The 16,224-nt window shown below is 46.0% G+C and carries 12 protein-coding genes; 6 read left to right on the top strand and 6 right to left on the bottom strand.

The window, feature by feature from the left end:
• Positions 1-126 precede the first annotated feature (126 nt).
• A complete protein-coding gene (locus ACFFJH_RS12400) occupies positions 127-531 on the top strand; it encodes a VOC family protein (protein ID WP_390213066.1) in 405 nt (134 codons plus the stop codon).
• Between the two features lie 98 nt (positions 532-629).
• Here the strand turns inward: ACFFJH_RS12400 and ACFFJH_RS12395 are convergent, their stop codons facing one another.
• From ACFFJH_RS12395 to ACFFJH_RS12385, 3 genes are all read right to left on the bottom strand, one after another.
• Positions 630-923 (bottom strand): type II toxin-antitoxin system RelE/ParE family toxin, encoded by a 294-nt coding sequence (locus ACFFJH_RS12395; RefSeq protein WP_390213064.1) that lies wholly within the window; start codon positions 921-923, stop codon positions 630-632.
• Positions 920-1,162: a type II toxin-antitoxin system ParD family antitoxin gene (locus ACFFJH_RS12390; protein WP_390213062.1), complete on the bottom strand. Its 243-nt coding sequence runs from the start codon at positions 1,160-1,162 to the stop codon at positions 920-922. Before ACFFJH_RS12390 ends, ACFFJH_RS12395 begins: the two co-directional genes overlap by 4 nt.
• Positions 1,163-1,325: 163 nt before the next feature.
• Positions 1,326-2,618 carry a glycerate kinase type-2 family protein gene (locus ACFFJH_RS12385; protein ID WP_390213060.1) on the bottom strand — a complete coding sequence of 431 codons (1,293 nt, stop codon included), beginning with the start codon at positions 2,616-2,618 and terminating at the stop codon, positions 1,326-1,328.
• A 299-nt stretch (positions 2,619-2,917) separates the two neighbouring features.
• Here ACFFJH_RS12385 and ACFFJH_RS12380 point away from each other — a divergent pair, with 299 nt between their 5' ends.
• Positions 2,918-4,111 (top strand): serine hydrolase domain-containing protein, encoded by a 1,194-nt coding sequence (locus tag ACFFJH_RS12380; protein ID WP_390213058.1) that lies wholly within the window; start codon positions 2,918-2,920, stop codon positions 4,109-4,111.
• A gap of 30 nt (positions 4,112-4,141) precedes the next feature.
• Here ACFFJH_RS12380 and ACFFJH_RS12375 read toward each other — a convergent pair whose 3' ends face one another.
• On the bottom strand, positions 4,142-4,786 hold the full coding sequence (locus tag ACFFJH_RS12375) for a hypothetical protein (protein WP_390213056.1): 645 nt from the start codon (positions 4,784-4,786) through the stop codon (positions 4,142-4,144).
• 260 nt (positions 4,787-5,046) lie between these two features.
• Between ACFFJH_RS12375 and creB the strand changes: the two genes are divergently transcribed.
• Positions 5,047-5,742 carry a two-component system response regulator CreB gene (creB, locus tag ACFFJH_RS12370; protein ID WP_390213054.1) on the top strand — a complete coding sequence of 232 codons (696 nt, stop codon included), beginning with the start codon at positions 5,047-5,049 and terminating at the stop codon, positions 5,740-5,742.
• 15 nt (positions 5,743-5,757) lie between these two features.
• Positions 5,758-7,203: a two-component system sensor histidine kinase CreC gene (gene creC / locus ACFFJH_RS12365; protein ID WP_390213052.1), complete on the top strand. Its 1,446-nt coding sequence runs from the start codon at positions 5,758-5,760 to the stop codon at positions 7,201-7,203.
• A 129-nt stretch (positions 7,204-7,332) separates the two neighbouring features.
• On the opposite strand, the gene ACFFJH_RS12360 is transcribed toward creC, so the two are convergent.
• Complete coding sequence (locus ACFFJH_RS12360; protein ID WP_390213050.1) at positions 7,333-8,187, bottom strand: hypothetical protein; 855 nt, start codon at positions 8,185-8,187, stop codon at positions 7,333-7,335.
• 238 nt (positions 8,188-8,425) lie between these two features.
• Between ACFFJH_RS12360 and creD the strand changes: the two genes are divergently transcribed.
• Together creD and ACFFJH_RS12350 are read left to right on the top strand one after the other, a co-directional pair.
• The gene (creD, locus tag ACFFJH_RS12355) at positions 8,426-9,844 is read left to right on the top strand and encodes a cell envelope integrity protein CreD (RefSeq protein ID WP_390213048.1); all 1,419 of its coding nucleotides are present in this window, start codon (positions 8,426-8,428) and stop codon (positions 9,842-9,844) included.
• A gap of 305 nt (positions 9,845-10,149) precedes the next feature.
• The gene (locus tag ACFFJH_RS12350) at positions 10,150-14,124 is read left to right on the top strand and encodes a sensor histidine kinase (RefSeq protein WP_390213046.1); all 3,975 of its coding nucleotides are present in this window, start codon (positions 10,150-10,152) and stop codon (positions 14,122-14,124) included.
• A gap of 69 nt (positions 14,125-14,193) precedes the next feature.
• Here the strand turns inward: ACFFJH_RS12350 and ACFFJH_RS12345 are convergent, their stop codons facing one another.
• Positions 14,194-16,191, bottom strand: coding sequence for a M56 family metallopeptidase (locus ACFFJH_RS12345; RefSeq protein ID WP_390213045.1), 1,998 nt, complete (start codon positions 16,189-16,191; stop codon positions 14,194-14,196).
• Positions 16,192-16,224 lie beyond the last annotated feature (33 nt).

Here is a 16,224-nt window from a genome sequence, read left to right as displayed (position 1 = left end):
GTATTTGTCGGGTATCTTTGCATTTTGCAAAGTTAAATTATGCTATGTGTAGCAAGAAACGAGAGGCTAAAAGTTTCGGCTAAACCGAAATAGCAAAAAACTCTAAAACGCCAAGGAAAAATATACATGAGCCTTTCATTTCACATTAATTTTAATGGTCAATGTAAAGAAGCCTTCGAGTTTTATGCAGAACATTTAAATGGAACTATTGGCACAATGCTGGAGTTTAAAGATTCACCTATCGCAGCAGACGTCGCCAAAGAATGGCAACATAAAATCGTTCATGCCAATATTGTAATTGAAGGAATTGAACTGGCTGGCGCTGACGTCAAACCGGAGCAATATCAAAAGCCGAAAGGTTTCAATATATTGTTAGGTGTGAAAACTGAAAATACCGTTAAATCCCTGTTTGAGCTGTTTTCTGTTGGAGGTGAAGTAATTTTCCCACCTCAAAAAACATTTTGGTCGCCTTGCTACGCAATTGTTGTAGATCGTTTCGGTGTACCTTGGAAGTTTAATTGTGGCACATGACAATTCATTGCAGCATCAGTCACTGCACTCAGTATGAATATTCGATTTGATTTTCTAAGGCTAGCTTCATGCCTAGCGCGCCATCGCTCATAACCACCTTAAAACTGCGAGTCGTAATCCATGCTTTTATGCAAAATTCGTACTATCAAGATAGTAGAGTTGACATCGCATTTATAGAAGATGATATGGCTCCCTTGTGGAAATTTTCGATAAGAATCCCGAATATAGTCACATGAAATCCCCAGATTTGGATTGTGTGCCAGCGTTAAAAATGCATCGTCCAATTGCTTGATGTATAAATTCCGTTGCACTTTACCCCAACGCTTTTCCGTGAAAATAGCAATTGAGCGCAAATCATTTTTAGCTTCTTTACTTAACTGAAATGCGGTCATGAGCGTTTTTGCTCGTCGAGTTCGGCTAAGAAATCTTTATAGTTGTAATTGGCAACGCCACTTTCCTCGCCATGAATCAACATTTGACGCAGGGTTTGTAGCTTGCTTTCCGAGTCTTCGAGTAGCCGCAACCCAGCTCTTACAACTTCGCTGGCTGAGCCGTATCGACCGGATTCAAGTTGCGAGGAAATAAAGCTATCAAAATGATCGCCTAAAGTAATGCTAGTGTTTTTTGCCATTAGATTCTCCCGACATGCCAACAAGTACCAATTAGCACTAAATAGTACCAACCAGTACCAACAAATACCACAATATAATGTTTTCCTGTTTTTTTCAATAGCTTGATTTTGCTCTCTCGTTCCTGCTGATTGTGGGCGTAATCCCGTCTATCAGGGTCACACTTCACAAAACCAAAATCGCCCGAAAGTCATTCACATTATTATAAGTAGGCCCAGTCATCAGTAAAGAATCTAGTGAAGCGAAGAAGGTATAGGCGTCGTTATTTGCCAAGTAATCGCTAGCTGAGATCGATAAGTGTGCGGCTCTTTGCAAGCTTTCGGGCGTGCACCATGCGCCGGCGTTTTGTTCACTGCCATCGCGGCCATCGGTGTCTGCTGCTAGTGCGTAAATTCTGGGATGTCCATTCAGGTGCTGGCAAAGACTCAATAGATATTCAGTATTGCGTCCACCGCGACCATTGCCTTTAAGCGTGACGGTGGTTTCGCCGCCGGATAATAATAAATATGGCCTTTGCTGATTTTCATTCGCTAATGAAATCGCCAGTTGTGCATGCGCGCGCCCTAGATCGCGGGCTTCGCCTTCTAATCTGTCGGACAAAATTTGTACTTGTAGGCCTTGTGAAACCGCCCAGTTGGCAGCGGCTTGCAAGGCTGCTTGTGCATTGGCGATGATGTGAACGGGTGCATTAGCGAAAACGGGATGATCTGGTTTGGGGGTTTCAGAAGTAGCCTGATGCAGATGCGAAATCACGGCGGCTGATGCTGGAATCTCGTAACGTTGCAAGATCGCTAGCGCATCCGCACAGGTGCTCAGGTCTGCCAGCGTGGGTCCGCTGGCTATAATGCTGGCATCATCGCCCGCCACATCGGAAATAATATAAGTCAAGACTTTGGCGGGCGCGCAAGCTAGAGCTAAACGGCCGCCTTTGATAGCGGATAAGTGTTTGCGTACGCAATTAATTTCGTGAATTCGGGCACCGCTGCGCAATAGGGCGCGATTGATGTCTTGTTTTTCACTCAGGCTAATACCCTCGGCGGGTAAGCTCATCAAAGACGAACCGCCGCCAGAGAGCAAACAAATGACGGTATCGCTAGCATGCAAATCTTGGACGGAGGCCAATAGAGCTTGCGCGGCCTGATAAGCCGCTAAATCAGGAATCGGGTGAGCTGCTTCGCGTACTTGGAGATATTGACAGGGGAGCGCATAGCCGTAAGGGACAATGAGCATGCCACTAAGACGTGCTAAGTCAGCCTGATCTCGCGCCGCCCAATGATGTTCTAGAGCCTGTGCCATGGATGCCGCCGCTTTACCCGCTCCGAGCACGATACAAAGCCCGCTTGCGGGAAAATCAGGCAAATGTGCGGGCAGGCAATGACGCGGATCAACGGCTGTAATAGCCAAAGTAAATAATTCGCGTAAAAAATCTAAGGCCTGAGTCTGATTCCAGTTTGTCATCTTGGTTTAGGGCTGATTGCCGAGGTTGCTAGAACAATGGCTAGAATAGCGGCTAAAATACCAGCTTTCCTGGCTCTAGCGATACTTTTTGTATCTATCCAATCTCTAAGAAACAACCCTCTTTGACAAAAACTAAAACCCGTTAACGTCATACCGGACTTGATCCGGTATCCATTTTCTTGACGTCATTAGTGACTGAAACATGGATGCCGGATCAAGTCCGGCATGACGGTGATTAGAATAGTTTTTATCATTCTCGTAGATGCCAAATACTCACCATTTATTTACCTAATTTGTCCATGCTCATCAAACCTACCCCTTACGATTTCAGCGCCATCGCGCCTGCTATGCAAAGCTATGTTGATAGAAAAATTTTGGCGGGCGTTTCGTCAGCGATTTTGCAAGGACAAGATCTGGTACATTTTCAAGCGTCCGGTTGGGCTGATATTGAAAATCAAATCCCGCTGCGTCAAGATCATTTGTTCCGCGTATTTTCGAACACCAAACTGGTGACTTCAATGGCGATCATGCAATTGATCGAAAATGGTCAATTGCAACTCGATGATCCGGTTGAAATCTATCTGCCACAACTGGGTAATCGTCAGGTCTTAATTCCCGGTGCGACGGATATCAGCCAGACCGAAGCTGCACGTTCAGCGATCACCGTGCGTCAATTGCTGACACATACCTCCGGCCTCAGCTATGGCCTGCTCGATCACGGTAGTATGATGTACAAAGCCTATGTCGAACGCAGAGTGTTGAATGCGTTTGAACCCTTGTCCGAATTAATCAATGTGCTGGAAGAATTACCGCTAAATTTTCATCCCGGCACACAATGGGAATACTCGATTGCTACCGATGTCTTATCGCGTCTAGTGGAAGTTGTCAGTGGCGATAATTTTGATGTCTATCTGCACGCCCACATACTCTCGCCTTTAGGCATGAACGACACCAGCTTTTGGGTGCCACCACATAAGCACGATCGCTTAACGGCTTATTATGCAGGTAGCGATCCTATGAATGCGCTGAACCGCGATCTCAAACGTTTAGAAAAATCGCCCTACCCAGAGGCCTTCTTAAAACCGATTCCGCGCTTCTCGGGTGGCGGCGGCTTGGTTTCAAGCATGCACGATATGCTGGCCTTAATGCGCAGTTTCTTACCAGGTGGTCACGCTGTATTGCAACCCGAATCCATACAACTGATGATGCAAAACCATCTACCAGCGGGCTGGGGCATCGCGTTTCCCGGGGTTGGCAATGTGCCAGGTAAAGGATTTGGTCTCGGTGGTGCCGTGACTTTACGCCCCAGTGAAAATGATCCGGCCGAAGCCGAAGGCGAATTTGAATGGGGTGGAATGGCTGGCACGCATTGGTGGATTTCACCACGTCATAATATGGCAGGCCTGCTGATGACCCAGCGTCAAATGGCGTTCTGGCATCCTTATTCGTTTGAATTTAAAAAGTTGGCTTATGCGGCGATGCTGGGAAAATAAAACCGAAAAGCCCGTCTTACTATTCACCATTCAAAATTGAACCAGCGACTCAAAATAATAAATCATCGCCACGCTAAGTACGGTCATCAGTGCTAATTGCCACACCAGCTTGCGTTTAAACCAAGGCAGTTCCTCGGTATTCACGCTGCTGGTGGTTTCCAAGTTCATCACGCGAAACTTGGTAGCGTAAGGTGCTTGGCGGAAGCGAATAATCATCCAACCGTGCTCAAAATCGAAGTGCATCGGCCTCAAACTGGTCGCCATATGTGCCCAAATCAAACTGGGTACACCAACAAGGCCTAGCACAGGCAGAACCAGCAAAGCACCTAATTCGGGAAAGTTTGCCAATCGGCGTGGTCCAAACAATAGCGCTAGCGCCAAGATCGTACCCACGTAAAAAATGAAGCGTAACAAATACATCACCGGGCTTTTTTCTAACAAACGATTTGCCCAACGCGTCTCGGCAGCGTGATCCGGACAAATAAAATACGTCAGATACATCACCTCATTTTTTATACTCAGGCCGCCAGCCGGCGTTGAAGGCACAGATTTAACGCGACCCAAACGCGTCGTCATTTTTTCCAACATCTTGGTCGTGCCACACTCAGGACAACAAGCGGGCCACTGCAATGGGGGCAGATTGCTGTCTAAGGCTACTCGAACTATTTGCGGCATAGGTCGCCTTTACTTTTATCGATGAATAGATAAATCATCATAACCATTATTTGATGACTGCGGTACCTCAAAATGTCCAGAAAATTTTCAGAAATCGAGGCATCTGCTACCATGCGCACATAAGACTTACGTAAAATTGTCCTAGCTAGGCGTGTCGACGAAGACAGTGCTTGAGCACGGCGAGGCGACAACAACGACGCTGGGGCGGTTTTGCGTAAGTCCTAGCACATTATTTTCATCCCTTACGACCCACATCATCTATGTCACAAACCATACTCATCGTGGAAGACGAAGTCGCCATCGCTGATAATTTAAGTTACGCCTTGGCGACCGATGGTTTCACGCCTAGGCATGTCACCTTAGGACAGGCAGCACTGGATTTGCTGCAAACCGGCGCGACCAAAGAGATCGCTTTGATCGTATTAGACGTTGGTTTACCCGACTTGAATGGCTTCGAAGTATGCCGCCGCCTGCGTCAATTTTGCAATACGCCAGTGATTTTTTTAACAGCGCGCAGTGATGAAATTGATCGCATTGTTGGCTTGGAAATCGGCGCTGATGATTATGTAACTAAACCTTTTTCACCACGTGAATTGGTGGCGCGCATCCGTGCCGTGTTGCGACGTCAAATCGCACCTGCCTCACTCACAGCCGCCGATATTAATGTGGAGCGTTTTGAATTGCGCGCAGAAGAAGCACGTATCCTTTATTTCGGTCATTTGTTGAATCTGACACGCTATGAATTTTTACTCCTCAAGACTTTGATCGAAAGACCAGGACAGTTATTTTCTCGTGCGCAGTTAATGGATTTGGTCTGGTCTAATTCCATCAACACCATGGACAGAACAATAGACACTCATATCAAGTCGCTGCGCGCTAAACTCAAGGCTATCAATGAAAATGATGAGCCGATTCAAACCCATCGCGGCATGGGTTATAGCATCGCAGTAGCATAAAAACGCTCAACTTTCATGAAAATCGGCCTGCGCATATTACTCGGTTACTTCCTGATCCTAGGTCTTGCGGCTTGGTTCGTACTCAACGTGTTTGTCGCTGAAGTGAAACCAGGTGTACGCGCGACCTTAGAGGACACCTTGGTCGATACCGCACAGCTGTTGGCGCAATTAGTTGCCGAAGACGTGAAACAGGGTGATCTATCGCATGCCACTTTACTGACGCGCATGCAAAACTATGCGCAGCGCAGTGTCGACGTCAAAATCAGTGGAGTACGTAAAGCCTCTCTCGACTATCGCATCTACATCACCGATGCCAAAGGCATAGTGATTTTTGATTCTGAGCTACGCGATGTCGGTAAAGATTATTCGCGCTGGAATGACGTGTATCTGACTTTACGCGGACAATATGGCGCACGTATTACCCGCACCGATCCTACCAATGACGAGAGCTCTATCATGCACGTCGCCGCGCCTATACTCGACAATAACAATGACGGCAAAGCTCGTAAAATCATAGGCGTATTAACGGTAGCCAAAGCGACTTCCACCATACGCCCCTTCATCGAACGTAGCCAAAAGAAAATCCTACAACGCGGCTTTTGGCTACTATTGGCTTCATTGGCTATCGGCATCAGTTTTTCTTGGTGGCTGAATCGTTCTTTACAGCGCTTGCAGCATTACGCCAAAGCCGTGACGCGCGATGAAAAAATCAGTCTTCCAGACTTAGGCAATAATGAAATCGGTGAACTAGGGCTAGCCTTAGAGAGCATGCGTTATAAGCTAGAAGGCAAAGAATACGTTGAGACTTTAATGCACACCTTAGCGCATGAATTAAAAAGTCCTATCGCCGCCATCCAAGGCTCGGCTGAGCTATTACGTGAAGACTTACCCGCCGCTGATCGCAGTCGCTTTCTCGCCAATATCATCGAACAAAATGCCCGCCAAAAACAATTGATCGACAAACTCTTAGCGCTAATCAAAGTCGAAAAACAGCAAAGCTTAGTAGCCGCGCAAAGTATCAAACTAAATGAATTACTAGACCAAGTAGCACTAGATTACGCCGAAAAAATTCAAGCGAAACAAATTCAATTAACACTCGATACCACGCCGCTCACGATTCAGGGTGATCAACTCTTACTACGTCAAGCGCTAGGCAACTTACTCGACAATGCAATTGCATTTTCTCCGGCATCGAGCGCTATCCATATCGAGGTCAATCAGCACGTAGAAAACGTCACCGTGGAAATCAAAATTAGTGATCAAGGCACTGGCATACCGGACTACGCGATAGACAAAATTTTTGAACGTTTCTATTCGCTAGCACGACCCGATGCCGCCAAAAGTACAGGATTAGGTCTACCATTTGTACGTGAGGTAGCCGCTTTGCATGGCGGTGAGATTCAATTGGCAAATCAAAGCCTTGGTGGGGTTTGTGCTTGTTTTAGATTGCCGCTGGGGTGAATAAAACGCCGGCAACCCACCTTCCATAGGGTGCGCCATGCGCACTATCATGATCAGGATTGTTCAAAGAAAAACGGTGCGCACGGCGCACCCTACGTGACCAGATGTATATCGAAAAAGATCAGCTCGCTATTCCATCAATTTTCGATAACTAATCACCAAATCATGGCAGGACTTTTCTTCCGACGACTGCATGGCTGTTTTAGTCAAGGCGACATCCCATGCTTGGTAATACTGATCACGTAAGAAATACTTAGTAACTACTTTGCTTTGCTCAGGATTGATTTTTGTCTCCCATGCAGCGGCTGCCGTGATGCCTGCAATACAAGCTCCCATCTCTACTCGCTGATGGCGTATAAATTTCAATGCATTACTGATAGTGGATTCATATAATTGAGTGTCTATGGCATCAGCAATTGACTCATGATGGCTGACATCATCTTGTAGATTCATTCTAGCAAAGAAGATTGCCAAGTCTTCGTGTACCGTTGATTGATCTTCTTTGTCAAATACATTGCTAGCAAGATCTTTCTGCAGTTTTTTGGCGTAGCTAAGACTTAAGTCTTTTTTCGTTTCGCTCCATGGTCTGCGAATCAATATCTTGAATATTTGGAGCCGTGCCCAAGCTGAGTACTTGGATTGTTGCGCTTCATTTTTTTGTTCAACGTCACGAAATATCTGTAGAGCCCCGTCCGCATTGGACATGACTGTGTCGTCATTTTTCTCCACTTGACGCATCAGGTGAAAAGCAAAAACGAGATGTCGTTCTGATTCATTACCGATATAGCTCGTGAAAGGCAGATATTGTAGGTTTCTCACCACCGAAATATCTATCTGCTTTGCTATCGTATGCTGTTCTATAGCTGATCTAAGACGGTAATTGCTATAAAAAAATGCGGTATATAGAATTATCGCTAGCGCCAAAAGAACAAGGCCGATGTATTTAAATCTGAAACGAGATGCTGTATTTTTTCTAGTATTCATTTTTTTGATCTATATCTATGTTCAAAAAACCGAAGGGTAGGAGGCATAAACGTCCCCTGCCATTAATGTTGACGGTAATTTGATAACGCTGGCATTGTAATATTTTTATTGAAATTAATTGCTAGTTTTCACAATCGCTCAATCACTTCACACTCACCACACAAAACCCAATCTCCACTTCATTCTGCACACATAAGATTTTTTTATAGTGTTGACTCCTCATTTCATGGAGCAAGACATGCAGAAATCTTTATTTTTAAAATCGCTCATCATTGGTATCTTGATGCTCTTGATTGCGATTCCCTTAATGATGATAGAAGGGACGATCAGCTCGCGTATGCGGTTCCGAGATGAGGCGGTGCGCAGTATCGCGGCGGACTCGGTTGGCGAACAAACTTTATTGGGGCCTGTCCTGATTATTCCGTATAGCGAACATTACGAGGAAGAAGAAATCGTCGATGTCGGCACGAATGCCAGCGCGCCAAATAATAAGCGCAGCGTAATACGGCAACGGGTTGTGAATAAACGTTTGTTTGTGTTTCCAAATGACTTGCAGGTTTTGTCGAATGTCGATACCGATCAACGCTATCGCGGCATACATAAAGTCTTGGTGTATAGCGGCCAACAAACCTTGAACGGTAATTTCGATTTACCTACGCAAGAATCACTGGTGCGAGAAAAAGCGGGTTCACAGCTAAAAATAGGGCAGCCGTTTATCAGCTTGGGGCTAAGCGATACGCGCGGTTTGAAAAATGTGCCTAAGATTACGTGGGATGGTGCGGCTTATGAATTTCAACAAGACAGTAAGCTGGAATTTTTTAAACGCGGCTTACATGCGCCCTTGGCTGCGTTGGATTTGAAGCAGGCTAAAACAATAGATTTCAATTTGAAATTATCCATCGACGGTATCGAACAATTGGCATTTATTCCGATTGCCAAAAACAATGTGGTGACCATGACTTCAAAATGGCAGCATCCTCAATTTTTTGGACGTTTCTTGCCCTCACCCAAAGAGCGCAAAATTGATGCGAACGGTTTTACCGCGACCTGGAATATTTCATCGCTATCTAGCAATGCGCAACAACAATTATTGAATACCGAATGCTGTCAAAACCGAGCTCAGTCGAATCAGACCGGTGCAGCTGAAGGCGTGGCACAAGCAGTGGGCCAGATTGATAGTTTTGGCGTGGCGTTTATTGAGCCAGTGAATATTTATTCGCAATCCGATAGAGCGATTAAATATGGCGTGTTATTCGTGGCTTTAACTTTTGCAGCGTTCTTCTTATTTGAAATTCTAAAACAATTACCGATTCACCCTGTGCAATATGCCTTGGTGGGTTTGGCACTGGTTTTGTTCTTTTTGTTATTGGTCAGCTTGTCCGAGCATATGCGCTTCATCACAGCGTATGCGATTGCCAGCGTCGCATGTATTGGCCTCATCGGCTTTTACTTGAGTTATGCGTTGCGAAGTTGGAAGCGTGGTTTGGGTTTTGGTACCGCGTTGAGCTTGCTGTATGGGGTTTTATTTGGACTCCTGCAATCAGAAAATAATGCCTTGGTCATGGGTAGTCTCTTATTGTTCTGCGTGTTGGCGGCGATTATGTTGGTGACACGTAAAGTCGATTGGTATCAAATCGGTAAATCACCTAGCAACTAGTCACAAATTCCTAGGTAAAAATACAGTTAAACAGCCTCAGCATGCTCGCCGTGCTGAGGCTATTTTCTTATTTCAGAAACAAGTTTGGGTACTTCTTTTTCTAAAAAACCACTAAGTAAAAATTGCTGATGCGCATCATACAAATGTGCTCTAAGATACTAGGGCAAATATATGACGCTATGGATCTGCACGATTGATTTGCACCATTAAATTACGATACCAAACACACAACGAAGCAGAACGATTACTTCAAATAAAATCTCGAGCTCTTAAACCCAATGAAGCCATGCCAGTGAGTCGGTTCTGTGATTAAGCCATTTTTATCTTTGTGTTGTGCCATCAGTCTGTTATCGACTGGATTGCCAGCGCTAGCAGCGCGTCAGCTGCAGACGCTCAATACCGCACCCGTCAAGCTAGGTAATTTACGCTTTGATCATGTCGCCTACGATCAGGGATTTGTACAGCAATCAATGACAGCGGTCATCCAAGACACTCAAGGCTTTATGTGGTTTGGTACGCAGTTTGGTTTGGTTAAATATGATGGCTATCGCACTACCGTTTATCGCAATGATCCGCATGATGTTACGACCATTAGCGATAACTATATTTCTGCTTTATACACCCATCCCGATGGCACGCTATGGATAGGCACGCAGTCGGGCTTGAGTCGCTACAATCGTCAGGACAATCATTTCAACAATTTTCCACGTCGCGATAAAAACGGCATACCTAGTGGGAATTACCGTATCTTTGCGATCACAGGTGATGGTGCTCAAGGTCTGTGGCTAGCGACTGATTCTGGCTTGATGCATTTCGATATACCAAGCCAAGCCTTCACCGATTACCGGCATGATCCGGCAAATGCCGACAGCTTACCCAATGATCTAGTCACCGATATTGTGCTGGATAAAGATAAGAATCTGTGGGTAGGTAGCGCCTTAGGCCTGAGTAAATTTCATGTGCAAAACGGTAAGTTTGAACACCTAAAGCTGGCATTGGCAGGTCGCACAGAAGCGGCACAAAATAGTGTGGTTGCCCTCTCTTTGGATGCACATCAAAACCTATGGATGGCAAGCGATGCCGGTCTCGCTAAGATTGATTTGGGTCAGAAACCTTATCGCGCCATCCCCGTCGGCGACGAACAGGGCTTACAAGCAGCACGAGTACAAAGCCTGTTTCATGACAAAGATGGGGTGTTATGGATAGGTACATTACAAGCAGGATTATTGCGTTTTGTCGAGCAAACCAATAGCTATGAATGGTTCCGACATCGTCCGCTCGACCCGAACAGTCTACTGCACAATCACGTTAATAAAATCTATCAAGATCAAACTGGAGTATTGTGGGTGGGCGCACGTTCTGCCGGTTTGAGCAAAGTAGATCTGGCCAGTGGTGGTTTCACACGTTATGTGCAATTACAAGACGATGCCAGCGGTAACAGCGACAATCGGATACGCGCTATCGCCAGCGCAGGTAAAGATCATCTGTGGTTGGGCACCTACGCAGGTGGTCTGTTAAGAATGAATTTAAACAACCATCAAGTCGAGGTTTGGAAAAAGAAGCCTGGGGAGCAAGCTAGCTTGTCTGACGATCAGATCGCCAGCCTATGGAGTGACAAGGGCGGATTGAACAGCCCCTTGTGGATCGCCACTCGCTCAGGCTTGAATCTGTTTGATCCTATCAGCAATCGCTTTACGACTATCCCGGTGGGTAAAGATGCCAATGAAAATTATCTGGAAAAAATCCTCGTCGATCATCAGGGTGTGATGTGGATTTCTAGTCGTGGTGGTCTGCATAAAAAACACCCATCGGACCGAGGTTTTAGCAGCTTTCATCATGATCCGAAAGACAGCGATAGTCTCAGCAATAATTGGGCAATGAGTCTATACGAAGACAATGAAAAACGACTCTGGATAGGTACCATGAATGGACTGGATCGCTATGATCGTGCCACTGGAAAATTCTTACATTATCGCCACAGCGACAAGGACAAAAATAGCTTAAGCCACAATCGCGTCAATGCGATGTTTGAGGACAGCAAGAGTACGCTGTGGGTAGGCACTTCAGGTGGGCTAAATCGTATGATAGAAGCGCCTGATGGCAGCATACAGTTTCAATTTTATCCAACCCAAAATGATGGCTCAGGCGATTCGGTCGGTGGCATTTTAGAAGACAAACAAGGCAATATTTGGATCAGTAGCACCACGGGTATTTCTAAACTGGATACAGCTACCGGCAAATTCAAAAATTACACGGCCAAAGACGGCATGATACAAGGCTCCTTTCTGATAGGCGCCTCATTGATGTCAAATGATGGCACCATGAGTTTTGGTGGCTGGACCGGACTGACCCGTTTTAAACCAGAAGACATTCGCGATAATGTCACACCGCCACGCGTATTGATTACTGATTTTTTAATTTCTAATCAAAGTATTTCTCAACTCAAGCTCAATGGCAAACCACGTTTGTCTGGCCCTATTCAAGATACGCAGGAAGTGTCGCTCAGCTATCGTGACAGCGTATTCACGGTCGAGTTTGCGGCGATCCATTTTGCCGATCCTATGGCGAATCGTTATGCGTATAGGCTCGAAGGTTTTGAAGATAAATGGGTAGAGACCGATGCTAAAAAGCGTTTTGCGACCTACACCAATCTCGATCCGGGTGACTATGTTTTTCGGGTCAAGGCCAGCAATAAAAATGACATCTGGAATGAACAAGGTGCCACGCTGACCATACGGATTACGCCCCCGGTATGGAAAACACTGTGGTTCAGATTATTGGCACTGATCCTGTTATTGGGGCTTGCCTACGCGATTTATCTGTATCGCGTGCGCCAGCTCATACAACAGAGATTTGACTTAAAAAACGAAGTCGAAAACCGCACCAAAGAATTGCAAAGTCAAAAGGCTTATCTAGAAAAACAAAAAGAATCCATAGAGCATGCGCACAAAAATATTTCCTTACTCAGTGAAATCGGTAAGGAAATCACGACTAAACTGGATGAAGAATCCATCATGCAAATGCTCTATCGCAATGTAAATAATCTGATGGACGCCAGCGTCTTTGGCGTCGGTTTTTACTTACCAGAACAGGGCATCATAGACTTTCCTTATGTGATGGAAGCGGGCAAACGTTATGACCGTTATTCCCGCGATTTAAGTGAAAAAGATCAGTTACCTGTATGGTGTATAGAAAATCAAAAAGAGGTTTTCATTAACGATCTAGAGCACGAGTATCAGCGTTACATCTCCCATCTGGCCTTCACCAACAGCCCTGAAAGTCTGGGCGTATTAGAAGACGGTACGGTCGCCATCGCACCGCAGTCTTTACTGTATGTGCCTATCGTGGTGAATCACCAGATCCGCGGCGTAATCAGTGTTCACAGTTATCACAAACATGCTTATCAAACGACCGATCTGGATATCCTGCGCACACTGGCTTCTTACGTCGGTATTGCACTTGATAACGCGGAAGCGTATCAACAGCTACAAGTCGCCCAAAACCAATTGGTAGAACGTGAAAAATTAGCGGCTCTAGGCGCCTTGGTCGCGGGTGTAGCGCATGAACTCAACACACCTCTGGGCAATAGTTTATTAATCGCTAGCTCGATTGAAGATCAGCTAGAAAAAATCACGGAGAAAATTACATCCAGCTCGGTTAAACGTTCCGATTTCAAACAATTCACCGAACGTTGTCATGAAGCTTGTGTACTTTTGATGCGCAGTCTAGAAACCAGCGCCAACTTAGTCAGTAGTTTTAAACAAGTGGCAGTGGATCAAGCCAGTGCGCAGGCTCGTCCATTTAATTTATACAAAACAACGCAAGAAATTGTCGCCACGATGATGAATCAAGTGCGTCAGGCTGATCATGAATTACTCATTGAAATCCCCGAACACATAGAAATGCATAGCTATCCCGGCCCTTATGGCCAGGTTTTAATCAACCTTTTACAAAACGCTATGCTGCACGGATTTGAGGGTATCAAAAACGGTCATATGCGTATCAGCGCCAGTGAAATGGGCGATAGGGTACAGATTCGTTTTGAAGATAATGGTCGAGGCATTCCTGAAGCACATATAGGCAGAATTTTTGAACCCTTCTTCACCACCAAATTGGGGCATGGCGGCTCAGGATTAGGTTTAAATGTCACCTACAATATCGTCACATCCTTACTAGGTGGGCAAATTCGAGTAGATAGCGTGGTAGGTCACGGCACCGTATTTACGCTGGAATTACCGCTTCATGCTTGGACACCGGACGCCATAAAAAAACCAGAATAGGCGTATTCCAACCTATTCTGGCAAAGTCGAATTATTAATGAGTGTTAATACGCATTTCAAGTATGCCTATTAAATATCTTTCGTCGGCAGCGCTAAACCTTTTTGCTTGGCGTTTTGTATCAAGTCTTTCACTTGTTTTTCCGCCTTATCTGATAACACTTCCATTTGTTTGCCGAGCTGATCCATTTGCTCACCTAAAGCTTGCATGGGCTTACTGGCTTGCTCCATTTTTTGCCCGAGTTCTTCCAAAGGCTGTAGTGCAACACGCAACTTCTCTTGATCACGCTGTAAAGCACGCGTATCTTGGTTTAGCTTCTTGCTGACATCGCGCATTTCTACTTCAATTGCCTTCATTTGCTTGTGCGCTTGTGCCCGCTCCTCACTATTTTTAGCAAGCTCAAGTTTGGCAGCGGCGGCTTCTAGCTTACGTCCATAAGCGTCCATCTTTGTTTCAAAGGCACGCATCTTAGCTTCTAAGGCGTCATCGACCGGATGTTCTTTAATAGAGACTGCTTCCATCTGTTTGCCGATTTCCTCCATGACTTTGCTGTGTTCTTCCATCTTTTTGCCGTGAACTTCCATTTGCTCGCCCAAGGCTTCCATAGGCTTATAGGCGGCATTAGCCTCGGCCAAAATGGCGGGATCTTTGATGATGTAAGACTGTCCGTTTTCTGAAAACCAGAGAAATTCTTCTTTGGCTTTTTTCTTGAGCAAGGCTATTTCACGGGTGCCTTTGCGATCAGTATGCATATAACTAGATTCGTCACCTGGCTTGACCAAGGCGAACGAAGTCCCAGTAGCAGAATTCATACTTACGCTCTTTGATTTACTCAGCTTAGTATTTTGAATATCTGGTGCGCTGCTCGCCAACAAACTAGCTGGCGATGAAGTCGGCATGTCGGATGAAGCTGGGGCTGGGGCTGGTGCTGTGGCTGGTGCTATAGACGCGGCTGGTGCCGATACCGCATTCGCAAAAACTAAAGGTAGCGCACCGCCGGTATGAGTAGTGGTAGCAGCTTGCGCATAGATCAATGAGCAGGCTGCGCTCAGACTCAATAAAGGTAGTGCCGTTTTCCAGCTCCATACACTGGCTGGTGTTACTGGGCGTATTAGACGTTTGATGCGAGACATAAGATTTCCTCCGTGTGCCGCTTGGGCGAGTTGAGGGTGAGAGAACTGGAACTGTTCCAGCTCCGATAATGCAAGCGCCAGGCGCCGCGGTTCGCCTAACAATCCTGCGGCTAAATCATCGGCAATCTGCTCACGTTCGATACGAATTTGGCGTGACATCCACCAGACAGCGGGGTGGAAGAACAACAAAATCTCTATCGCGCTTTGCAACAGATTGACCAAGTAATCCATACGCTTTACGTGCGCCACTTCATGCGCCAATAAAGCTTCTAATAATTCGGGGGGCATACCGCTCATTAAAGCAGTCGGAAAAATCACCATAGGGCGCCACCAGCCAACCGTAAACGGAGATTCGATCTCGTCAGAAATGCCGAGCCGAATTTCGCCACGTATCGCCATTTTTTGCGCTAGTTGCTGTAATTTGACTTGCCAAAATACGTTGCTTTGATGACTGCCCGCTTGCACTCTTTGGCGTACCCAAAGTAGGCCTGCGCACATTCTTAAGGCCATGCCAGCGACACCGATAGACCACAGCAAAACCAGAATCGGGGCGACCGATGCGAATCTTGGTTCCCAGCTTTGCCAATATCCATTCACGTGCTTGCTCGCCAACAGTGCCGCATCATCTGAGGTATCGACTTGATTGTGAGAACTACTTGTGGCGGAGGTTTCAGCGTCCTGTATTGCAAGCAAATCGGGCTGCCAAGATTGAACATCCTGTCCACTATGGCTAAACACGTATTGCAAAGGTAGGGCGATACATAACAACAAAGCCAAACACAACATGGCATACCGACTTTGAGCAGAAGCCGAACGTAACAAACGCAAACCCACTACAGCCGCTAGAGCGATCAAACTGGCTTGCCATAACACATGGAATAAGGCCCAACCCAATACGGAAAGGGTGGGCAGGTAGGGGGTCAGATGGCTCATCATTGTTAGTCTCCTTGCTCTGCTTTGACTGTGCTT

The sequence above is a fragment of the Affinundibacterium danionis genome (genome assembly GCF_042432465.1).
Classification (GTDB): domain Bacteria; phylum Pseudomonadota; class Gammaproteobacteria; order Burkholderiales; family Burkholderiaceae_D; genus Undibacterium; species Undibacterium danionis.
The sequence above is the reverse complement of the archived record's forward strand: the minus strand, read 5'-3'. Positions and strand labels throughout refer to the sequence as shown.